The following is a 21,788-nucleotide window of genomic DNA, read 5'->3' as shown; positions in this document are numbered from 1 at the left end:
GTTTCCTCCCCGAACCCCCGCCCGCCTGCGGCCAACGGACCCGCAGGGCGCGGCGACGCCATGGAGCTCGCAACCAATGTTGGACGCCGGACTGAAAACCCAGCTTCAAGGGTATCTGCAGAACGTGACCCAGCCGGTGGAGCTGGTGGCCTCGCTCGACGACTCGGCCAAGGCGGCCGAGATGAAGGGCCTCCTGGAAGACATCGCCTCGGTCTCGGGCGGCAAGGTGAGCGTGCGCCTGGACGGCGACGACGCGCGCAAGCCGTCCTTCGAGATCCGCCGGACGGGGACCGACATCTTCGTCACCTTCGCCGGCCTGCCGCTGGGCCACGAGTTCACCTCGCTGGTGCTGGCCATCCTGCAGGTGGGCGGCCACCCGCCGCGCATCGAGGCGGACCTCGCCGAACAGGTGAAGGCGCTGGACGGCGACTTCCTCTTCGAAACCTACTTCTCGCTCTCGTGCCAGAACTGCCCCGACGTGGTGCAGGCGCTGAACGCGATGAGCGTGCTGAACCCGCGCATCCGCCACGTGGCCATCGACGGCGCGCTCTTTCAGGGCGAGGTCGAGGACCGCAAGATCATGGCCGTGCCCACCGTCTTCCTGAACGGCGAAAGCTGGGGCCAGGGCCGCATGGGCTTCGAAGAGATCCTGGCCAAGATCGACACCGGCGCCGCGGCCCGCGAGGCGGAGAAGATCGCCGCCAAGGAGCCCTTCGACGTGCTGATCGTCGGCGGCGGCCCGGCCGGCGCGGCGGCGGCCATCTACGCCGCGCGCAAGGGCATCCGCACCGGCGTCGCGGCCGAACGCTTCGGCGGCCAGGTGCTGGACACGCTGGCCATCGAGAACCTGACCGGCACGCCGCACACCGAGGGCCCCAAGCTCGCCGCCGACCTGGAGCGCCACGTGCGCGACTATGAGGTCGACATCATGAACCTGCAGAAGGCGGCCAGGCTGATCCCGGGCAAGCAGCCCGGCGACCTGATCGGCGTGGAGCTGGAGAACGGCGCGACGCTGAAGTCCAAGACCGTCATCCTGGCCACCGGCGCCCGCTGGCGGCAGATGAACGTGCCGGGCGAGGCGGAGTACCGCAACAAGGGCGTGGCCTACTGCCCCCACTGCGACGGGCCGCTCTTCAAGGGCAAGCGCGTGGCGGTGATCGGCGGCGGCAATTCCGGCGTGGAGGCCGCCATCGACCTGGCCGGCATCGTCGCCCACGTGACGCTCATCGAATACGACGGCAAGCTGCGCGCCGACGAGGTCCTGCAACGGAAGCTGAAGAGCCTGAAGAACGTCGACATCATCACCTCGGCGCTCACCACCGAAGTCCTCGGCGACGGCGGCAAGGTGACGGGCCTGACCTACAACGACCGCGGCACGGGCACGTCGCACACGGTCGAGCTGGAGGGCATCTTCGTCCAGATCGGCCTGGTGCCGAACACCGAATGGCTGGCCGAGGGCGGCGTGGCGCTCTCGCCCCGCGGCGAGATCGAGGTGGACGCCAAGGGCCAGACCTCGGTCGCCGGCGTGTTCGCCGCCGGCGATGCGACGACGACGCCCTACAAGCAGATCGTCATCGCCATGGGCGAAGGCTCCAAGGCCGCGCTCTCGGCCTTCGACTACCTGATCCGCCTGGCCCCGGCCGAGGTGGAGGCGCAGGCGGCCTGACGCGCGCGAGCGCGAGAAGGAAAAGAACCACAAAGCTCACGAAGAGCACGAAGGACGCTTCGGCCCCTTCGTGTCCTTCGTGTCCTTGGTGGTGGATTTTAGACGGCGCCTGCGGGGCGTGAGGGCGGCTCCTGGCGGGCCGTCTTTTTGCTGCGGCGCTCTGTCGCAGGAACCCGTAAGGGTTGCAGCCTCAAGACCCGATTAACCCTGGCCATGTGACCAGTATCCTCGGACGAGGACGCGGCCGGGGGGCCCAGCCTGTCCGGGGGGGCACAAGGCGATGTTTTCGCTCAGCGCATCGGCGCGCAGCCGGCAATCTATTGAACTTACGGAACTTCGCGCTCTGGCGGCGGCGATCCACCGCTCCTCGGCGGTGATCGAGTTCGATCTCGACGGAGTCATACTTTCGGCTAATCCGAACTTCCTGGCGACCATGGGCTATGCCGAAAGCGAGGTCGTCGGGCGAAAGCACAACCTGTTCGTGGCGCCCGACTACGCCCAGAGCGCGGCCTATCGCGACTTCTGGGCCGCCCTGCGCCGCGGCGAGTTCCTGTCGGACAAGTTCCTGCGCTACGGCAAGGACGGCCGCCGGGTCTGGATCCAGGCCAGCTATAACCCGATGTTCGACGCCGAGGGCCGGCCCTACAAGGTGGTCAAGTTCGCCACCGACGTCACCGCGGTGGAGGAGGAGCGCGAGCGCCTGCAGGCCGCCCAGCACGAGGCCCAGCTCGGCGCCCAGCAGACCGTCTGCAGCGCCCTGGCCGCCGGCCTCTCCGCCCTGGCCGAGGGCGACCTGCGCGCCCGCATCGACCGCGACTTCCCCGAGGCCTATGCCGAGCTGAAGCGCGACTTCAACGCCGCCCTGGACCGGTTAAGCGAGGCCATGGCCGCCATCGTCGGCGTGGCCGACCAGCTGGGCGTCTCCACCGGCGAGATCAGCAGCGCCTCCGACGACCTGTCGCGCCGCACCGAGCAGCAGGCCGCCAGCCTGGAGGAGACGGCCGCGGCGCTCGACGAGATCACCGCCACGGTGAAGGCGACGGCCGAGGGGGCCCGGCGCGCCCGCGACGCGGTCTCCGCCACCCGCGCCGGCGCCGAGGCCTCGGGCAAGGTCGTGCGCGAAGCCGTCGCCGCCATGGGCCAGATCGAACAGTCCTCGGTCCAGATCGGCCAGATCATCGGGGTGATCGACGAGATCGCCTTCCAGACCAACCTTCTGGCCCTGAACGCCGGCGTCGAAGCCGCCCGCGCGGGCGAGGCCGGCAGAGGCTTCGCCGTCGTGGCCTCCGAGGTGCGGGCGCTGGCCCAACGCTCGGCCGACGCGGCCAAGGAGATCAAGACCCTGATCAACGCCTCGGCGGCCCACGTCGCCGGCGGCGTCAAACTGGTCGGCGAGACCGGCGAGGCGCTGGAGCGGATCGTCGGCCAGGTCGGCGAAATCAGCGGCCTGATCGCCGAGATCACCGTCTCGGCCGAGGAGCAGGCCAGCGGCCTCGCCCAGGTGAACACAGCCGTCAATCAGATGGACCAGATCACCCAGCGCAACGCGGCCATGGTCGAGGAATCCACCGCCGCCAGCCACGCCCTGGCCCAGGAGACCGCCGAGCTGGTCCGCCTGGCCGGCCGCTTCCAGTTCAACGGCGCCGTGCGGGCGCGCGCCGCCGCCCCGCCGCCGCGCAAGGCGCGGCCGATGTCGCACGGCTCTGCAGCGCTCAAGCTCGCCCCGGCCACGGATGCGGAGGGTTGGGCCGAGTTCTGAGGTCGAACCTCAGGCCGACACGAAGAGGGCGGCGCCGTTCGGCTCCGCCCTTTTTTCAGGCCGTCAGGTCTCCTCCGGCGCCTGAGCCTGGAGGGCGGCGTTCATCACCTGCAGCTTGGCCCGCAGGTCGGCGATGTCCTCATCGGACATGGGCAGGCGGCGCACGACCTCGCAGCGCACGTCGGCCACCTTGTCGCGCAGGTCCCAGCCGGCCTGTGTCAGCTTCACCCAAACCAGCCGCTCGTCGGCGGTGTCGCGGGCGCGGACCGCCAGACCGGCGGCCTCCATCCGCTTGACCAGCGGGGTCAGCGTGCCCGTGTCCATGGACAGCGTGCGGCGCAGGTCGCGCATGGTCAGCGGCCCCTCGGCCTCCCAGAGCGCGATCAGCACCAGATACTGCGGATAGGTCAGGCCCAGGGGCTCGAGCAGGCCGCGATAGATGCGGGTGACGTGACTGGAGGCCACCTGCAGCGCCAGGCACAGCTGCCGGTCGACGAAGAGTTCCCGGAAACGGGGATCAAGCGCGTCTGCGGCCGGAGGGGCGGTGGTATCGATCGAGACGTCGGACATGGGGAAGAGGCCAGGACGCAGCCACGCGCTGCATGAGCCACCCTGAGCCCAAGTGGTTAATCAAATCTCAATAGAATTATTTCTGATCCTATCGCATTTGATACAATCACTTGTTAGGGATTGTGCGTGAAAAGGGGCTCATCTTCCTCCAGAAGTGACAGGAAACCCCAATGCTGCGTCTCGGTTCCAAGCGCCAGAAGGCCAAGGACCTCGAACTCTTCGAACTCCAGGCCAAGTCGGCCGCCTTCGAGCGTTCTCAGGCCGTGATCGAGTTCGAGCTGGACGGCGCCATCATCCACGCCAACGCCAACTTCCTCGCCACCATGGGCTATTCGGCCGAGGAGGTGGTGGGCCGTAAGCACAGCATGTTCGTCTCGCCCGACTATGCGCAAAGCGCCGAGTACAAGGATTTCTGGGCCACCCTGAACCGCGGAGAATTCTTCTCCGACAAGTTCCTGCGCTACGGCAAGGGCGGGCGCGAGGTCTGGATCCAGGCCACCTACAACCCGATGTTCGACGCCGAGGGCCGCCCCTACAAGGTCATCAAGTTCGCCACCGACGTCACCGCCATCGAGGAGGAGCGCGCCCGCAACGAAGCTGAGCGCCGCGAACGCCTGGCGACCCAGCAGAAGGCGATGGCCACCATCGGCGAAGGCCTTTCGGCCCTGGCCGACGGCGACCTGCGCGCCCGCATCGAGGGCGACTTCCCGACCGAGTACGCCGACCTGCAGCGCGACTTCAACGCCGCCATCGACCGCCTGGCCGAGGCCATGGGCGCCATCGTCGGCGTGGCCGACCAGATCGGCGTCTCCACCGGCGAGATCAGCAACGCCTCCGACGACCTCTCCCGCCGCACCGAGCAGCAGGCGGCGAGCCTGGAGGAAACCGCCGCGGCGCTCGACCAGATCACCGCCACGGTGAAGAAGTCGGCCGACGGCGCCCGCCAGGCGCGCGAGACGGTGTCCTCCACGCGCGCGGACGCCGAAGCCTCGGGCAAGGTGGTGCGTGACGCTGTCGCAGCCATGAGCCAGATCGAACAGTCCTCGGCCCAGATCGGCCAGATCATCGGCGTGATCGACGAGATCGCCTTCCAAACCAACCTGCTGGCCCTGAACGCCGGGGTCGAGGCCGCCCGCGCCGGCGAGGCCGGCCGCGGCTTCGCCGTGGTCGCCTCCGAGGTGCGGGCGCTCGCCCAGCGCTCGGCCGACGCAGCCAAGGAAATCAAGACCTTGATCGGCGCCTCCACCAGCCACGTGGCGGGCGGCGTGAAGCTGGTGGCCGAGACCGGCGAGGCCCTGGAGCGCATCGTCGCCCAGGTGGCCGAGATCAACGGCCTGGTGGTGGAGATCGCCGCATCGGCCGAAGAGCAGTCCCTGGGTCTCGGCGAAGTCAACACCGCCGTTAACCAGATGGATCAGATTACGCAGCAGAATGCCGCCATGGTCGAGGAGTCGACCGCCGCCAGCCACGCGCTCGCGCAGGAGACGGCCGAGCTGAACCGCCTGATGGGCCGGTTCAAGTTCGCCACCGACATCCGCCCGCGCGCCGCCGCTCCGGCCAAGGCTCCCCGCCCTGTCGCCCCGGTCCGTGCGCTGCGTTCCACGTCACGCGGCTCGGCGGCGCTGAAACTGGCGCCCGTGGCCCAAGAGGCCGGCTGGGAGGAATTCTGAAGATGAACGGCCAACCCAATATCGCCGCCGGCGCCGAGCTGATCACCGTGGTGGTCGGCGGCCAGCAGTTCGCCATGGACATCCAGAAGGTCCGCGAGATCCGCGGCTGGACCACGTCCACGCCTCTGCCCAAGGCGCCGGACTATGTGCTGGGCATGATCAACCTGCGCGGCGCGGTCCTGCCGGTGCTGAACCTGGCCACCCGCCTGGGCCTGCCGGCCAGCGAGGCCAAGGCCTCCTCCGTGGTCATCGTCGTCGACCTCGGCGGCCGCACGGTGGGCCTGCTCGTGGACGCGGTGTGCGACATCCTCGCCGTCACCGAAGGCCAGGTGCAGCCGGCGCCGTCCATCGGCGGCGGCGCGGCCCAGACGCTGGCCTACGGCATGATCACCACCGAAGAGGGCATCACCACCCTCATCGACCTGTCCGGAGTCCTGCCGCCGGAATCGGAGCTGGCGGCGGCCTGAGCCGCCTCAGCACTCCACCACATTGACCGCCAGGCCGCCGAGCGAGGTCTCCTTGTAGATCTCGTTCATGTCCTCGCCCGTCCGCTTCATGGTGGCGATGACCTTGTCGAGGCTGACGGAGTGCTGGCCGTCGCCCAGCAGGGCCAGGCGCGAGGCGTCGATGGCCTTCACCGCCCCCATGGCGTTGCGCTCGATGCAGGGAATCTGCACGAGCCCGCCGATCGGATCGCAGGTCAGGCCGAGATTGTGCTCCATGGCGATCTCGGCGGCGTTTTCGATCTGGGCGTTGTTCCCGCCCATCGCCGCCGTCAGCCCCGCCGCGGCCATGGAACAGGCCACGCCCACCTCCCCCTGACAGCCGACTTCCGCGCCGGAGATGGAGGCGTTCCTCTTGTAGAGGGCGCCGATGGCCGCCGCCGTGAGCAGGAAGGTCCGCCGCCCCTCCGGCCCGCCACGGTGGAAGCGGTCGTAGAAGCGCAGCACCGCCGGCAGCAGGCCCGCCGCCCCGTTCGTCGGCGCCGTCACCACACGGCCGCCGGAGGCGTTCTCCTCGTTCACCGCCAGGGCCCAGAGATTGACCCAGTCCAGGGCCGCCAGGGGGTCGCCGATGTTGCGCTCCATCCTGGCGGTCAGGCCATTGAACACCTGCCGGGCGCGGCGGCGCACCTTCAGTCCGCCGGGCAGGCAGCCGTCCTGGCGCAGGCCGCGCTCGATGCAGGCCTCCATGGCCTCGAAGATGGCGTCCAGGCCGGCGTTCACCTCGGCCGGCGGCCTCAGGGCCGTCTCGTTGCGCCACATGAGTTCGGCGATGGTGATCTGCTCGCGCTCGGCCATGGCCAGCAGTTCCTCGCCCGAACCGAAGTCGTAGGGCAGCGGGGCGGCGGCGGGCGGGGCTGAGCCGAACTCCGTCTCGTCGACCACGAAGCCTCCGCCGACGGAGAAGAAGACCTGTTCGGCCAGCGCCTCGCCGGCCTCGTCCAGCGCGCGGAAGCGCAGGGCGTTGGGGTGCTGGGGCAGGCGTTCGCGGCCGCGCCACAGGATGTCGCGCTCGGCGTCGTAGGAGATCTCCGGCCCCGCGCCGCCCAGGGCCATGCGCCCGGTGGCCGCGATCTCCGCCAGTCGCGCCTCCCCCTCGTCGGGGTCCAGGGTCGCCGGTGCGAAGCCCGCCAGGCCGAGGATCACCGCGCGGTCGGTGGCGTGCCCTTTCCCGGTCATGGCCAGCGAGCCGTAGAGCGTCGTCTCCACCCGCCTCGCCCGGTCGAGCCGGCCCTCCTCCGTCAGCCGTGCGACGAAGCGGGCCGCCGCCGTCATCGGGCCCATGGTGTGGGAACTGGAAGGGCCGACCCCGAGCTTGAAGAGGTCGAACACGCCGGCGGACATGGAGCTTGATCTTTCGTCTGGTGAAAAGGGCGGCTGGACCTTAGCGGCGCGCAAGCCTCTGGCCAGGACCGGCCTAGCCTGTGCCGCGAAGTCCGGCGGAAATGCCTGCGACAGTGAACTCCACCGCCCGTTTCAGGCGCGGATCGTCCTCCCCGCGGCGACGGCGGGCGAGGAGTTCGAGCTGCAGGCGGTTGAGCGGTGCGATGGATTCCGAAGCCACCGCCACCCATTCGGCGAGCGCCGGCCGATCGTCGAGCAGCCGGCTGCCCCGCCGGGCGCCGATGGCCAGTTCGCAGGCCTTCTCGTACTCGGCGCGTATGGTGTCCATGATCGCCCGGCCGGCCTCGCGGTCAGGGAAGAGGGCCGCATACTCCGACGCAAGCTCCATGTCGGCCTGGGCGAGCGCCAGCTCCATGTCGGAGAGCAAGGCCGGAAAGATGCGCCCCACATGAGCCATTTCCGCCAGTTCGCTGCGCGAGAGCCCGGCCCGCTCGACGCCGCCGGCGAAGCCGAACCAGCCCGGCAGCATGAAGCGGGACTGGGTCCAGCTGAACACCCACGGGATGGCGCGCAGATCCTCGATCCTCCGGCTCTTGGTCCGCGAGGCCGGGCGGCTGCCGATGTTCAGCTCGGCGATCTCGGCGATCGGCGTGGCCGACCAGAAGAAGCCCTCGAAGGCCCGATTGTCGTAGACCAGCGCCCGATAGGCGGCGAAGGCCCCGTCGCGCAGCCGCGCCAGGCGGCCGGCATGTTCGTCGCCCGGCGAGATCTGCTGGCGCGCGCCCGCGGCCAGGACCGCGCCGACCAGCTCGTCCATCCGGCGACGGGCCGATTCCTCGTCCCCATAGCGGCGGGAGATCATCTCCCCCTGCTCGGTCCAGCGCATGCGGCTGGGGATTACCTCGAACGGCTGAGCCATGACCGAGGCCGCCGCCGGCCCGCCGCCGCGGCCGATGGAGCCGCCGCGGCCGTGGAAAATCTGCAGGGCGGCGCCGTTCTCCAGGCAGGCGGTGGACAGTTCGCTGGCCGCGCGGGCGACGTGCAGGCGCGAGGCGATATAGCCGCCGTCCTTGTTGGAGTCCGAATAGCCGAGCATCACCTCCTGGAAGCCGGCCTCGCCGACGGTGGCCCGCGCCGCCGGCGTGGCGAGCCAGCGGCGGATCACGCCGGGGGCATGCTCCAGGTCCGAGATGGTCTCGAAGAGAGGGGCGATGCGGATGCGGGTCTGGATGTGCGCGCCGCCGCGTGCGAGCCCCGCCTGCTTCATCAGCACCAGCAGGGCCAGGATGTCGGAGAGGTCGGCGGCCTTGGAGATCACATAGGCGCCCAGCGCCTTAGGCCCGAAGAGATCCAGCGCGCGGGCCGCGGCGTCGAGGATGGCGAGCTCGCGGTCGGTCTCTGCGGTGTAGTCGATATAGGGCGAGCGCAGCGGCCGTTCGTGCTCCAGCTCGCGGCTCAACACCGCCACGCGCGCGTCCTCGCCGAGGGCTTCGTAGTCCGCCTCCACGCCTGCGCGGGCCAGCAGCTCGGCCACGACACGGGCGTGCACGTCGGCGTTCTGGCGCAGGTCGATGGTCAGCAGGTGAAAGCCGAAGGCCTCGACGGCCAGGATCAGCCGGCGCAGGCGGCGGCCCACCAGCCGCTCGCCGCCATGGCGCACCAGCGACTCCACCACCTGGCGCAGGTCCTCGGCGAAGGCCTCCGGTTCGGCGTAGGGCTCGGCCTCCGAAGGGCCGAGGGCGAAGGCGACGGGCTGGCCGGTCAGCTTCTGGGAGACGGCGTTCAGCCGGTCGTAGATCTCCTCCAGCGCCAGCCGATAGGGCTCGTCGCGCCGGTGCGGCGAGGGATCGGGCATGGCCTCGCCCAGTTCGGCGAGCCCCGGCGAGACCTGCGAGAAGGAGGACGAGATGGCCAGATCCCGCCAGAGCGCCCGCAGTTCGCCCGCATAGAAGTCGCAGATCACGCGGGCCTGGGATTCCAGCGCCCGGTTGAGCGCCGCGGCGTCGACGCCCGGATGGCCGTCGCGATCACCCCCCAGCCACGAGCCGAGGCTCAGCACCGGCGGCGTCTCGGCCTGTCCCGCCAGGCCCTGCCAGTCGGCATAGAGGGAGGCCACGGCCGGCAGGACCGACTGGCGCACCACCGAGAGCACGTTGCGGATTTCGTCGGCGACGGAGATCTTCTCCGGCCGGTTCAGCCGCGTGCGCCAGAGCAGCGCCACCTCCCGGAACAGCGCCTCGCGCGCCTCGGCCTCCAGCGCCGGCGGCAGGCGATGACGGCGCAGGGCCATCAGGCGGGTGATCTCGGCCTCGCGGTCGACCACGGCGCGGCGGCGCACCTCGGTGGGGTGGGCGGTGAAGACCGGCGCGACCCTCAGGCGGGACAGCGCCTCGGCGATATCCCGTTCGCTGCGTCCGGCGCGCGCGAGGCTCTCCACGGCTCCCCGCAGGGTGACGGCGCGGGCGCCGCCGGTGGCCTGGGTCTCGGCCAGCTTGCGGCGGCCGGCGACCTCCTCGGCGAGGTTCTCCAGCAGGGCGTCGCAGGCGAAGGCGCGGGCCAGGAACTCCGCCTCGCCCGCGTCGAGGCCGGCATAGGGGCGCAGTCCCTCGGCGGCGCGGCCGGCCCTGACCTGGGCCGCGGCCTCCTCCCCGTCGAGATAGGCGATGGCCTCGTTCAGCAGCTCCGACAGGAGCTGCGCCTGACGGCGCACTTCGCGCGCCGCATCGGCCGCATCTTCGGCGAGGTTCAGCGGATCGAGGCGGGAGAGGTCGCGGGAGGCTTCCATGGGCTTCATCCTGACTCGTTCGCGGCCGCAGCGACAGGGCGGCGGGGATCGCCGGCCGGCCATTTCCCCCGGCGCCCGGGCCTTAGTCGCCCAGCAGGTGCAGAAGGACCTCGCGACGGTGCGGCGCCCGCCGGTGTTCGAAGAGATAGACGCCCTGCCAGGTTCCGAGCGCCAGCCGCCCGCCGGTGAACGGAACCGACAGCTGGCTCTGGGTCAGGGCGGCGCGGATGTGGGCCGGCATGTCGTCCGGCCCCTCGGCGTCGTGGACATACAGCCCCCGCCCCTCCGGCGCGATGCGGGCGAAGAAGGCCATCAGATCGGCCTGGACGTCGGGGTCGGCGTTCTCCTGGATCAGGAGCGAAGCGGAGGTGTGGCGGCAGAAGACCGTCAGCAGCCCCTGGCGAAGGCCCTGTCCCTCGGCGAAGTCGCGGATCTGCGGCGTGATCTCGTAGAGACCTTGACCGGCGGTCGAGAGGGTGAGGCGATGGTGGGCCTGACGCATGGCCCACCCTCTCCTGCGGCGGCGGGGTGACGCAAGGGCGCCTTTGACAGGGCCAGGGTCACCGGCCCAACCTTCGCCCATGAGCCAACTGTCCGAGCTTCCCGCCCAGCCCGCAGGCGTCCCCTGGCCGACCGGCGAGTGGACCACCGGCCCGCTCCGCGTCCGCGACGCCGCCGGCCTTTCGGCCCTGATCGAAGAGGCTTTCGCCGCGCCCGACACCGAGCGGCTGGGCGAAACCCATGCGCTGGTCATCGTGCAGGGCGGCCGCCTCGTGCTCGAGCGCTACAACGACGGCTACGGACCGGACCAGACCTATCCGTCCTGGTCCAAGGCCAAGAGCATCACCCACGCCCTGACGGGCCTGCTGGTCGACGACGGGCGGCTGGACATCCACGCCCCGGCCGACGTGCCGGAGTGGCGGACGGAGCCCGGCGATCCCCGCGCGGCCATCACGCTCGACCAGCTCCTGCGCATGTCGAGCGGCCTCGCCTTCGTCGAGGACTACGTGCCCGGTCACGTCTCCGACGTGATCGAGATGCTGTTCGGCGCCGGCAAGGCCGACGTGGCCCACTATGCGGCGAGCCGGCCGCTCGCCCATCCGCCGGGGACCTTCTGGTCCTACGCCAGCGGGACTACCAACATCGTCGCCCGCTGCGCGGCGCGCGCGCTGGGCGTGGATGCGGCCGGCTTCGAGGCCTTCATGCGCGAGCGGCTGTTCGAACCCAGCGGGATGCGCAGCGCCATCCCGAAGTTCGACGCCGCCGGGACCTTCATCGGCTCGTCCTTCTGCTTCGCCACGGCCCGCGACTTCGCCCGCTTCGGCCTTCTCTACCTGCGCGGCGGACGCTGGGACGAACGCCAGATCCTGCCGCGCGACTGGGTCGACTACGCCCGCACCCAGACGCCGCAGCCGGCGGAGCGCGAAGGCGACTACGGCGCCCACTGGTGGCTGAACCTCGCCGGTCCCGGCTCCTTCAGCGCCAACGGCTATGAGGGCCAGTACACGGTGGCCGTTCCGGACCTCGACCTCGTCCTCGTCCGCCACGGCAAGACGCCGCTTGCGAAGAAGGACGCGGTAAAGGCCTGGATCGCCGACGTGGCCGACAGCTTCCGCTGAGACGGCGGGCGGACGCCCGGCCCCTCAGTTCACGCGGCGCTCGCGGCCTTCCCAATAGGGCTCGCGAAGCTGCCGGCGCAGGATCTTGCCCGAGGCGTTGCGCGGCAGGGCGTCGATGAAGTCGACGCTGCGCGGGGCCTTGAAGTGGGCGATGCGGGTGCGCGCAAAGGCGATGATGTCGGCCGGGTCGGGCCGGGTCCCAGGCTTCGGCGCCACGATGGCCTTCACCGCCTCGCCCCACCTCTCGTCGGGCACGCCGATCACCGCCACCTCGGCCACGTCCGGATGGCCGTAGATCGCGTTCTCCACCTCGGCCGGATAGATGTTCTCCGCGCCGGAGATGATCATGTCCTTCACCCGGTCGTGGATAAAGAGGTAGCCGTCCTCATCGAGATAGCCGGCGTCGCCCGTACGCAGCCAGCCGTCCTCGCCGACGGTCGCGGCGGTGGCCTCGGCCATGTTCCAGTAGCCGGCCATGTTGGCGCCCGACCGGGTCGCCACCTCGCCCACCGTGTTGGGCGGCAGGCTGTTCCCGGCCTCGTCGATGATCTTGATCTCCACGCCGGGCATGGGCAGGCCGGCCGAGCGCATGCGCGGATTGCCAGCCGGGTCGTGGTCCTCCGGCGGCAGGTAGACGATGGTGCCGCAGGTCTCGGTCATGCCGTACTGCTGGACGAAGCCGCAGCCGAACACCTCCATGCACTCGCGCAACAGGTCGAGCGGGATCGGCGAGGCGCCGTAGAGGATGTACCGCAGCCGGCTGTAGTCCACCTCGCGCGCCCGGGGCTGACGCACGACGATCTGCAGGGCGGCCGGCACCATGAACATCTTCGAGACGCCGTCGCCCTCGATGAAGTCCAGGACCTTGAAGGGATCGAACTCGCGCGCCACCACGCCCTTGGCGCCGTTGTAGAGGCCGACGATCCCCCAGCCGGTGCCGCCGATATGGGCCACCGGCATGGCCACCAGGCTGACATCGTCCGGGCCCCAGCTGTTCCAGGCCATCTGGGCGTCGGCCGCCCGCCGCCGGCCGCCCAGGATGTTGTCGTGGGTCAGCATCACGCCCTTGGGCTTGCCCGTGGTGCCCGAGGTGTAGAGCTGGACGACCACGTCGGAGGTCGAGATCGGCCGCTTCGGGTCTGCGGCCTCGGCGGCGTCCCGCCAGGCCTCGTAGGCCTGATGGTCGGCGCCCTTGGGCTCCATGGCGATGAGCCGGGGCGAGGGCGAGAGGCCGGCGGCGACCTCCGCGGCGCAATCGGCGCACTCGGGCCCGAAGAAGAGGATCTTGGCCTCCGCGTCGGCGACGATGCCGGCCACCTCCGGCGGGGCGAGGCGCCAGCCCACCGGGGTCATCACCGCGCCCGTCTTGGCGGCGCCGAAGAGCAGCTCGAAATAGTGGTCGCTGTTCTTGCCGAGATAGGCGATGCGGTCGCCCTTCCCGACGCCCGAGGCCAGCAGGGCGTGGGCCACCTGGTTCGCATGGCGATCGAATTCGCCATAGGTGGTCTTGCGCCCCTCGAAGGTGAGCGCGACCGCCTCAGGCCGCTCCCGTCCGTGATAGCGGGGAATGTCGCCCAGCGTCGGCATGGCGTCGAAATCGACCACCGGCGCGCCGGACGGATGGGCTTCCTCGGTACGCATGAGCACCTCCCTGGGATCTTCTTGTTCTGCGAACAGAAGACCGGGGCGCCGCAGGGTCCGTCAACGGCGAGCGCGCCGGGGGCTCGCCGCGTCAGTCGTCGATCGTCCGGCGAAGCGGTGCGAGCGCCACCAGGCTGACCAGGGCCGCGCCGCCGAGATAGAGCCCCACCGGAACCAGGCCGCCGCGGTCGGCGAGGATCTGGGCCAGCATGGGCGCCAGGCCGCCGCCGATGATGCCGCCGACATTGAAGGCCATGGAGGCGCCGGTGTAGCGGACCCGCGCCGGGAAGAGGCTGGGCAGGAAGGCGCCCAGCGGTCCGTAGACGAAGCCCATGAAGAGCAGGCAGAGCGACAGGAAGGCGAAGACCAGCAGCAGCGAGCCCGAGCCGAACATCGGCGCCAGAAGCAGCCCCGCCCCGATGACCATGGCGCAGCCCCACATCAGCACCACCCGCGGCGTCGTCGCGTCCGACCAGTAGCCGGCGAGCACGATGCCCAGGGCCATGAACAGGATGGCGCCCAGTTGGATCCCTAAGAAGGTCTCGCGCTCGTAGCCCAGCGTGGTGACGCCATAGCCCAGGGCGAAGGCCGTGGAGAGGTAGTAGGTGGCGAAGCAGGCCACCACCGCGAAGGTGCCGCCCAGCGTCTGCAGCGGATAACGGGCGATCAGCTCGAAGAGGGGCACCTGCGGCGGCGGCCCCTCCTCCATCGCCTTGGCGAAGGCCGGCGTCTCGGTGAGCCTCAGCCGCACCCACAGGCCGACGGCGACCAGGACGGCCGACAGCAGGAAGGGCAGGCGCCACCCCCAGGACTGGAACTGTTCGGGGGTGAGGACGAGGCCGAGGATCAGGAAGAGGCCGTTGGCGGCGATGAAGCCCACCGGCGCGCCGAGCTGGGGGAACATGCCGAAGCGCGCCTTCCAGCCGGGCGGCGCGTTCTCCACCGCCAGCAGGGCCGCCCCGCCCCACTCGCCGCCCAGGCCCAGCCCCTGGCCGAAGCGCAGCAGGCAGAGCAGGGCCGGCGCGATCCAGCCGGCGGTGGCGTAGCCGGGCAGGAAGGCGATCAGGAAGGTCGAACCGCCCATCAGCAGGAGCGAGGCCACGAGCGTCGACTTGCGCCCGATCCGGTCGCCGAAATGGCCGAAGATGCTGGCGCCCAGCGGCCGCGCGAAGAAGGCGATGGCGAAGGTCGCATAGGAGGAAAGCAGCTGCGCCGAGGGCGAGGCCGCCGGGAAGAACAGCGGCCCGAACACCAGCGAGGCCGCCGTCGCGTAGATGTAGAAGTCGTAGAACTCCACCGCCGTGCCCACCAGGCTCGCGCCCAGCACCCGGCGGGTCGACGGCGCCTGCAGCGCCTCGGATCCTTGCGACATGGTTTCCCCCTCCCGTCGTGGGGCACGGGCTTGGCCTTCGCTCGCCCCGAGGTCAAGTCCCGCGGGGTTTGCACCCGCCCGCGCGAGGCGCCAACGTGACGGTCAGGAAGAGCCGCGCGACAGCGGCCACCGCCCTGGGGAGGGGCGAGCGGACATGACAGCACTGCCCAAGACCGGCGCCGCCTGGGCCGAGGTCGCCGAACGGATGCGCCAGATGGCCGGCGGCGACGTGAAGTGGCGCGACGGCAAGGCCGCCGTCTACGTCTTCAACGCCGGCCCGGAGATCGAGCAGGTGCAGAAGGAGGCCTACGCCCTCTTCGCCTCGGAGAACGGCCTCGGCCCGGCCGCCTTCCCGAGCCTGAGGCAGATGGAGGCCGAGGTCGTCGGTTTCGGCCTCTCGCTGCTCCACGGACCCGAGGGCGCGGTCGGGAACATGACGAGCGGCGGGACCGACTCCATCCTGATGGCGGTCAAGGCGGCCCGCGACTTCGCGCGCCAGGACCGCGGCCTGACCGGCCCGCTCAACCTCGTCCTGCCCAGGTCGGCCCATCCGGCCTTCGACAAGGCCTGCGCGGTGATGGAGATCGAAGTGCGGCGCACGCCGCTCGCCGGCCTGCTGGCCGATCCGGACGCCATCGAAGCGGCCTGCGACGACCGCACGATCATGATCGTCGGCTCGGCCCCCTGCTTCCCCTATGGCCTCATCGATCCCATCGCCGCGCTCGGCGAGCTGGCGCAGCGCAAGGCCCTGTGGCTGCACGTCGACGCCTGCGTCGGCGGCTATATCGCCCCCTTCGTGCGGATGAACGGGGCGCCCGTGCCGGCCTTCGACTTCGAGGTCCCGGGCGTCTCGTCCATGTCGGCGGACCTGCACAAGTACGGCTACTGCGCCAAGGGCGCCTCGACCGTCTTCTTCCGCAGCGAGGCGCTGCGCCGGCGGATGATCTTCGAGGTCGGAGACTGGCCGGCGAGCAAGATGGTGACGCCGACGCTCGCTGGCACGCGGCCCGGCGGCGCCATCGCCGCGGCCTGGGCGGTGATGAACGTGCTGGGCGAAGAAGGCTACCGCGCCAAGCACGGCGAGGTGACCGCCGCGCGCGAGGCCATCGAGGCCGGGGTCCGCAGCCAAGGCTGGCGGGTGCTGGGCGAGCCCCTGCTGGGGATCACCGCCTTCACGCGCGAGGACCTGAACCCCTTCGCCGTGCTCAAGAAGCTCTTCGAACGCGGCTGGGTGACGAGTGCGGTGACCGAGCCGCGCGGGCTCCACCTGATGCTCTCGCCGGTTCACCTCGCCGTTGCGGATCGCTATCTGGAGGATCTGGCCTGGGCGAGCGACGCCGCGCGGGCCGATGGGGGCAAACCGGCGGAGGCGAGATATGGCGGATAGGCGCAGGTTCCCCTGGTGGACGACGCTGGCGCTCGCCGCGCCCCTGGCCGGCGCCGCCGGCTTCCTCTATGCGCGCTCGCGGCTGAACGACGAACAGGTGCCCCAGAGCGTCTTCCTGCCCGGCGTCGGCCCGGGCGTGACCGTGCTCGCCATCTGGGCCCATCCCGACGATGAGATCACCTGCGCCGGCACGCTGGCGCGGCTGGCGAAGTCCGGCGCACGGATCGTGCTGCTCTACCTGACGCGCGGCGAAGCGGCGCAGGACACGGGCTACGACCGGGATGAACTGGCGCGCATCCGGATCGAGGAGGCCAGGGCCGCCGGACGGCTGCTGGGCGCGGTCCATACCGAAGTGCTGGACTTCCCCGACGGCGGCCTCTGGACGCTGAAGCCTGAGGAGGCCAAGGCCGCCATCCGCGACGCCATCGGCCGGCACCGTCCCCAGGTGCTGATCTCCTTCGACGAGAAGGTGGGCTTCTACGGTCATCCCGACCACGTGAAGACCGGCGTCTGGGTGCGCGAGGTGTTCGAGGATGCGCCCGCAGAAGGCGCCTGGCCGCGCCTGCTCTATCAGGTGACCCTGCCCCGCGCCCTGGTCCGCCTGGCCCTGAAGCTGGTCAGCGCCTTCCGTGAGCACTATCCGCGCGACCCCGCCCGCGGCCTGCCGCCGCCGGAGCTGGCGGTGAACATCGCCAGCCAGGCCGCCGTCAAGCGCGCCCTGCTGGACGTCCACGCGTCGCAGCGGGCGATCATCGCCGACGTCCAGCCCGGCTACGACAAGGTCCCGGCCTGGCTCTACTACCGCCTGTTCGACCGGGAGTATTTCGTCAGCCACAGGCGGCGCTAGGCCGCGCTGGCCCAGAGCGGCGAGGAGGCCTTCATGAAGCGCAGGCAGAAGGTCACGCGCGCCTGGTCGCGCCCGCTCTTCGGGTCCGCGATCAGCACGTCGTACCAGACGTTCTCCGTCTTGGGGCTCTCGGTCAGGGCGTGGACCCGCGTGCGGCCCACATAGCGGGCGCCGGCCCGAAGGGGGCCGTGCAGGAACTGGATTTCGAGCGCCCCGAAGAGGCCGACCGCCTTGGCGTCGCCGACCACCGCCGATCGCGCGCCGTGGGCCAGGTGGACGACCATGGACGGCGGCAGGACGGCGCGATCGTCGGCGTAGAGGTCGAGGGCTTCCGTGATCGTCTCGAGCCGCGACGTCAGCGTCTCGCGCGGGGCGGTCAGCGGAATGTCCTGCGCCTCGTCCCCCACATGGAGGTGCGAGAGGATGCGGATGGCGCTGCGCGCGGCCGGCTCCTGCGCCTGCAGCCGTCGCCCCAGTTCGGAGCCGGCATCGGCGTGATCGGCGGCCGTGCCCTCGCAGATCAGATCCATCTCCTCGTTGAACATGCAGAGGCTGGCCCGCTCGCGGCCCGGATGCAGCTCGGCGCGGACGGCCTCGCCATCCACGGTGGCCTTCTTGAACTGCAGCGAGAGGTTGCCGCCCTCGAACCACCGTTCGCCATAGGTCTGGAGGATCAGCGGGACGAACTGGTCCATGTGGATGGAGCCGGCGACCGTGCCGCCCCGGAAGCCGAGCCTTGTGGCGGTGGCGTCCTCGTGGATGGAGCCCTTGGCCTCGCCGGCCATGTTGCGGGGTGAGCGGAACGGCCCCTGAAGCCCGTCCCGCGCGCCCGCCCGTTCTGCGACGCGCATTCTCGTTTCCTTCCCTGGCCCGGTCATGCGCCGGGCTCTTGTTGGGTTTCTTGCAGGGAAAGCGGCGGGCCTTCCGCCGAAATCCCCGGCCGGAAGCTTGCGCGGCGTCTTGGCCGCACGGCTCCGACAGCGCTATCCTGACACGGCCCCGTCAGAGGGTCACGGCGCGAAATGACGCTGATATATGAGGTGGAGGAAACGATGGACGCACCCGTGGCGGAGCGCGATCTCTCGCGCCGTGCTTCCGACGAGGCCCCCTTCCGCGCCACGGCCCGCGACTGGCTGGCGCAGAACTTCCCCAAGTCTCTCGCCGGCCGCGGCCCGACCGGCCCCGGCGACGAGGGCCCCGATGACAGCGACGCCAAGGCGTGGAAGCAGCGCATGGGCGGGAAGGGCTGGGGCGTCCCCACCTGGCCCGCCCAGTACGGCGGCGGCGGCCTGTCGCCCGCCGAGGCCCGCGTCCTGGCCGAGGAGATGAAAGCGATCGGCGCCTATAACCCGATCGGCGGGATGGGGGTGATGATGTTCGGTCCAACCCTGCTGGAATACGGCACCGAGGCGCAGAAGCAGCGGCACATCCCGCCCATCGTCCGCGGCGAACTGCGCTGGTGCCAGGGCTTTTCCGAACCCGGCGCGGGCTCGGATCTCGCCTCCCTTTCGACACGGGCCGAGGACAAGGGCGACCACTGGCTGGTCAACGGGCAGAAGATCTGGACCTCGGGCGCGCACCTGGCCGACTGGTGCTTCTGTCTGGTCCGCACCGACACGACCAAGAAGCACGAGGGGATCAGCTTCCTGCTGATCGACATGAGATCGCCCGGCGTGGAGACGCGGCCCATCAAGCTGATCGCCGGCAACTCCCCCTTCTGCGAGACCTTCTTCACCGACGTGAAGGTTCCCAAGGACAATCTGGTCGGGCCGCTGAACGGCGGCTGGACCATCGCCAAGCGGCTCCTTCAACACGAGCGCAGCGGCCTCGCCGGCGCCGCCGGCGCCCAGCGTGCGGCGGTCAAACGGCCCCTGCCCCAGATGGCCAAGGACTATGTGGGCGAGGACGAGAAGGGCCGCATCGCCGATCCCGATCTGCGCCATCGCATCATCAACTACGAAATGGACCTGAAGGCCTTCCAGCAGACGGCCGAGCGCGTGGCCCTGGAATCGAAGTCCAACAGCGGCCCCTCGGCGGCGACCTCGATCATGAAGAACGCCGGCTCCTTCCTGCGCCGCGACGGTGCCGAGCTGGCCGTGGAGATCATGGGCTGGCGCGGCCTGGGCTGGGAGGGCGAGCCCTTCACCGAGGACGAGCTGGCGGCCACGCGCCTCCTGGGCAGTTCCAAGGCCGGCACCATCGCCGGCGGCTCGCAGGAGGTGCAGAACAACATCATCGCCAAGCGCATCCTGGGCCTGCCCGACCCGATCAGTTCGGCGGCCAGCCGCTAGGCGGACCGGACGGCCGGCGGTGTAACCGCCCGTTGCGCCGCCGAGGCGAGGCCCTATCTAGCGCGCGAAGAACGGGAGGAATGCGATGAGCGAGGCGATCGGCCCGGGCGACCTTGTTCTCTGCGTCAACGCCGCCCCCAATCACGCCACCGGACGGCCCGTGCCCCTGCAGGCGGGCGAGACCTATCGCGTCTGGGCGGTCATGGACTTCGCCTGCCCCTGCGGCCGCTCCGACGCTCTCATCGACGTCGGCATCGACTTCGCCTGGTGCCAGTCGCGGTTCAGACTGCTCCCCAAACCCAAGGCCCAGGCCCGGCCGCAGAAGGTCTCCGCGCCGAAGGAGAAGGAACGGGTGCGGTGAGGCGGCCCGCCGCCCTCTCAATCCAACCCAAGACCGGCGCATGATCACCGTCTGGGGCGGGCAGACCTCGCGATCGATCCGGGTCGTCTGGCTGCTGGAGGAGATGGGCCTGCCCTATCGCGTGGCCCAGGTCGATATGCTGGCGCCCGAGCAGGACCCGGCCTTCCTGGCGATCAACCCGGCCAACTACATCCCCGCGCTGCAGGACGGCGAGGTGGTGATGGTCGAGTCCATCGCCATCATGGAGTACCTGATGGCCCGCTATGGTCCGACGCCGCTGGCGCCGCCGGCGACCGATGCGGCCTTCCCTGCCTATCAGCAGTTCCTGCATCTCGGCGAGGCGGGCCTGGCGACCCTGATGATGCCCGTGGTCGTCAGCCGCTTCATCGCGCCGGAGGCCGAGCGGGAGAACTGGGGCGCCCAGTGGTGCCTGCAGTCGTTTCAGAAGCGGCTGAGGCTGGTCGATGCGCAGCTAAGCCGCTCGCCCTACCTCGCCGGCGAGGCCTTCACCGCCGCCGACATCTCGGTGACCTACGCGCTCAACCTCGGCCACCGGAACTGCGGCCTCACCCTCACCGACGCCCAGCAGGCCTACCTCGCCCGCACCACCGGCCGCGAGGCCTACGAGCGGGCGATGGAGCGTTCGCATGAGGGGGTGGGCGGCTAACGGAAAGTCGTGCAGGAGCGGACTCCGCGAGAGTGGGCTAAGGGTGGAAAGCGGACATGGACGCACTATGCTAGAGCTATGGAAATAGCGCGGGGTTTGATGCTCTGGATTGGCGCCGCATTGCTCGGCACCGCCGGAGCAACCGTGATGTTGCACATACTAACGGGGGGGACGTGGAACCCGCATGACCTCCGTCCCATGTCGGCGATCGCAGTCCTGACACTGCTCTGGACGGTGCCCGGGTCAGCTCTGCTCGCGCTATGCTTCGCATGGACGCGTGGGCGGGGCTTCTCGTTGGAAGGACGTCTTGCGCTCACCGTCCTGCTTGGCGCAGTCGCGGGCGCGGCGATCATGGTGCCAGCTGGAACTTCCACAGCGATCCTGCTCGGTCTTGCTTACGGGCTGGCGACGGGTGTCGCCTGGGCCGCATTGCACATGATGCTATACGGCCGCGACAAAGGTGACCGCGCGGGCAGCCGACCCGCCTAGTGTCCGAAATGGGTCGGCAGCAGACCGCCCTATTCCCGCTTCAGCCACCGCTCGGTCAGCATGTTCCCCCACCACTGGGCGCGGAAGTCGGCCTTGATGGCGTCGGGGTCGTAGGCGGGGCTTTCGACCCATTCGATGAAGGACTGGCCCGCAGGCTCGCCCTCGGCCAGGTAGCGTTCGAAGGTGTAGTCGAGCACGCCGGTCTTGCCCGCCTTCACGTGCAGGTAGCGCAGGTGGAGCTGGTCCATAGCCTCGCGGATCGTCTTCCCTTTGCGGAAGTGCATGTAGAAGACGCTCATGATGCCCGCCCGGTCCGCGCCGGACTTGCAGTGCATCAGGGCCGGGTATTCGATGGTCTGGAAGAGATCGCGGGCGCCCAGGACGCGGGCGCGGCTCGGCACCTCGCGCGAGGTGATGGTGAAGTCCACGAGCGTCAGGCCCAGCCGCTCGCAGGCCTCCTTCTCCAGCACGTGGAAGCTGCCGTCGAACCCGCCGCGCAGGTTGATGATCGTCTTGATGCCCTTCGCCTTCCAGCCCGCGAGCTGCTCGGGCGAGGGCTGGTTGGTGCGCACCAGCTCGTCGCTGATCCAGTGGGCGTTCTGGAAGCGCAGGCGCAGGAAGGCGTGGTCATTCCACATGTAGTCCCGCAGGGCGCGCTTGCGGCCCTCCGGGGTGCTCAGGTCGAATCCGGCCAAGACGGGCTCCCGAAACTTTGCGCCTAACTAGGGGGTGAACATCGAAAACGGAAGCCTTCCAGGCGGTTGGCCTCGCGCGCGAGCGGGCGCGGCCTTGACTTGCGCCCCCTGACGGACGACCC

The 21,788-nt window shown here is 70.2% G+C and carries 18 protein-coding genes; 10 read left to right on the top strand and 8 right to left on the bottom strand.

The window, feature by feature from the left end; translation table 11 throughout:
* Positions 1-76 precede the first annotated feature (76 nt).
* Entirely contained in the window at positions 77-1,666 is a 1,590-nt protein-coding gene (ahpF, locus tag H2041_RS12090) for an alkyl hydroperoxide reductase subunit F (RefSeq protein WP_293412982.1), read from the top strand.
* Positions 1,667-1,946: 280 nt separating this feature from the next.
* Positions 1,947-3,425 carry a PAS domain-containing methyl-accepting chemotaxis protein gene (locus H2041_RS12085; RefSeq protein WP_293412980.1) on the top strand — a complete coding sequence of 493 codons (1,479 nt, stop codon included), beginning with the start codon at positions 1,947-1,949 and terminating at the stop codon, positions 3,423-3,425.
* 63 nt (positions 3,426-3,488) lie between these two features.
* Here the strand turns inward: H2041_RS12085 and H2041_RS12080 are convergent, their stop codons facing one another.
* Positions 3,489-3,995 (bottom strand): MarR family winged helix-turn-helix transcriptional regulator, encoded by a 507-nt coding sequence (locus H2041_RS12080; protein WP_293412978.1) that lies wholly within the window; start codon positions 3,993-3,995, stop codon positions 3,489-3,491.
* Positions 3,996-4,165: 170 nt separating this feature from the next.
* Between H2041_RS12080 and H2041_RS12075 the strand changes: the two genes are divergently transcribed.
* Together H2041_RS12075 and H2041_RS12070 are read left to right on the top strand one after the other, a co-directional pair.
* On the top strand, positions 4,166-5,665 hold the full coding sequence (locus H2041_RS12075) for a PAS domain-containing methyl-accepting chemotaxis protein (protein ID WP_293412976.1): 1,500 nt from the start codon (positions 4,166-4,168) through the stop codon (positions 5,663-5,665).
* Between the two features lie 2 nt (positions 5,666-5,667).
* Positions 5,668-6,132 (top strand): chemotaxis protein CheW, encoded by a 465-nt coding sequence (locus H2041_RS12070; RefSeq protein ID WP_293412974.1) that lies wholly within the window; start codon positions 5,668-5,670, stop codon positions 6,130-6,132.
* Between the two features lie 6 nt (positions 6,133-6,138).
* Here the strand turns inward: H2041_RS12070 and H2041_RS12065 are convergent, their stop codons facing one another.
* The 3 genes from H2041_RS12065 to H2041_RS12055 form a co-directional block, all read right to left on the bottom strand.
* Positions 6,139-7,512, bottom strand: coding sequence for an L-serine ammonia-lyase (locus tag H2041_RS12065; RefSeq protein WP_293412972.1), 1,374 nt, complete (start codon positions 7,510-7,512; stop codon positions 6,139-6,141).
* Positions 7,513-7,585: 73 nt separating this feature from the next.
* A complete protein-coding gene (gene ppc, locus H2041_RS12060) occupies positions 7,586-10,297 on the bottom strand; it encodes a phosphoenolpyruvate carboxylase (RefSeq protein WP_293412970.1) in 2,712 nt (903 codons plus the stop codon).
* Between the two features lie 82 nt (positions 10,298-10,379).
* Positions 10,380-10,799, bottom strand: a complete 420-nt coding sequence (locus H2041_RS12055; RefSeq protein WP_293412968.1) for a secondary thiamine-phosphate synthase enzyme YjbQ — start codon at positions 10,797-10,799, stop codon at positions 10,380-10,382.
* 79 nt (positions 10,800-10,878) lie between these two features.
* Here H2041_RS12055 and H2041_RS12050 point away from each other — a divergent pair, with 79 nt between their 5' ends.
* Entirely contained in the window at positions 10,879-11,916 is a 1,038-nt protein-coding gene (locus tag H2041_RS12050; protein WP_293412966.1) for a serine hydrolase, read from the top strand.
* A gap of 24 nt (positions 11,917-11,940) precedes the next feature.
* On the opposite strand, the gene H2041_RS12045 is transcribed toward H2041_RS12050, so the two are convergent.
* Both H2041_RS12045 and H2041_RS12040 read right to left on the bottom strand, forming a co-directional pair.
* Complete coding sequence (locus H2041_RS12045) at positions 11,941-13,557, bottom strand: fatty acid--CoA ligase (protein WP_293412964.1); 1,617 nt, start codon at positions 13,555-13,557, stop codon at positions 11,941-11,943.
* Between the two features lie 91 nt (positions 13,558-13,648).
* Positions 13,649-14,929, bottom strand: coding sequence for an MFS transporter (locus H2041_RS12040; protein WP_293412962.1), 1,281 nt, complete (start codon positions 14,927-14,929; stop codon positions 13,649-13,651).
* Positions 14,930-15,083: 154 nt separating this feature from the next.
* Between H2041_RS12040 and H2041_RS12035 the strand changes: the two genes are divergently transcribed.
* Both H2041_RS12035 and H2041_RS12030 read left to right on the top strand, forming a co-directional pair.
* Positions 15,084-16,316 (top strand): aspartate aminotransferase family protein, encoded by a 1,233-nt coding sequence (locus H2041_RS12035; RefSeq protein ID WP_293412960.1) that lies wholly within the window; start codon positions 15,084-15,086, stop codon positions 16,314-16,316.
* Positions 16,306-17,163: a PIG-L family deacetylase gene (locus H2041_RS12030; RefSeq protein WP_293412958.1), complete on the top strand. Its 858-nt coding sequence runs from the start codon at positions 16,306-16,308 to the stop codon at positions 17,161-17,163. The genes H2041_RS12035 and H2041_RS12030 overlap by 11 nt, the downstream gene beginning before the upstream one ends.
* On the opposite strand, the gene H2041_RS12025 is transcribed toward H2041_RS12030, so the two are convergent.
* The gene (locus H2041_RS12025; RefSeq protein ID WP_293412956.1) at positions 17,160-18,014 is read right to left on the bottom strand and encodes a hypothetical protein; all 855 of its coding nucleotides are present in this window, start codon (positions 18,012-18,014) and stop codon (positions 17,160-17,162) included. The genes H2041_RS12030 and H2041_RS12025 overlap by 4 nt on opposite strands.
* Before the next feature lie 171 nt (positions 18,015-18,185).
* Between H2041_RS12025 and H2041_RS12020 the strand changes: the two genes are divergently transcribed.
* The 3 genes from H2041_RS12020 to H2041_RS12010 all read left to right on the top strand — a co-directional run bounded on the left by H2041_RS12020 (position 18,186) and on the right by H2041_RS12010 (position 20,482).
* Positions 18,186-19,454 (top strand): acyl-CoA dehydrogenase family protein, encoded by a 1,269-nt coding sequence (locus H2041_RS12020; RefSeq protein WP_293412954.1) that lies wholly within the window; start codon positions 18,186-18,188, stop codon positions 19,452-19,454.
* 85 nt (positions 19,455-19,539) lie between these two features.
* Positions 19,540-19,815, top strand: coding sequence for a hypothetical protein (locus H2041_RS12015; RefSeq protein WP_293412953.1), 276 nt, complete (start codon positions 19,540-19,542; stop codon positions 19,813-19,815).
* 40 nt (positions 19,816-19,855) lie between these two features.
* Positions 19,856-20,482, top strand: coding sequence for a glutathione S-transferase family protein (locus H2041_RS12010; RefSeq protein ID WP_293412951.1), 627 nt, complete (start codon positions 19,856-19,858; stop codon positions 20,480-20,482).
* A 518-nt stretch (positions 20,483-21,000) separates the two neighbouring features.
* Here the strand turns inward: H2041_RS12010 and H2041_RS12005 are convergent.
* Positions 21,001-21,666 carry a protein tyrosine phosphatase gene (locus H2041_RS12005; protein WP_293412949.1) on the bottom strand — a complete coding sequence of 222 codons (666 nt, stop codon included), beginning with the start codon at positions 21,664-21,666 and terminating at the stop codon, positions 21,001-21,003.
* Positions 21,667-21,788 lie beyond the last annotated feature (122 nt).

Source organism: Phenylobacterium sp., assembly GCF_013911965.1.
In the GTDB taxonomy this organism is placed as follows: domain Bacteria; phylum Pseudomonadota; class Alphaproteobacteria; order Caulobacterales; family Caulobacteraceae; genus Phenylobacterium.
This window is presented reverse-complemented; position numbering and strand designations above follow the sequence as displayed.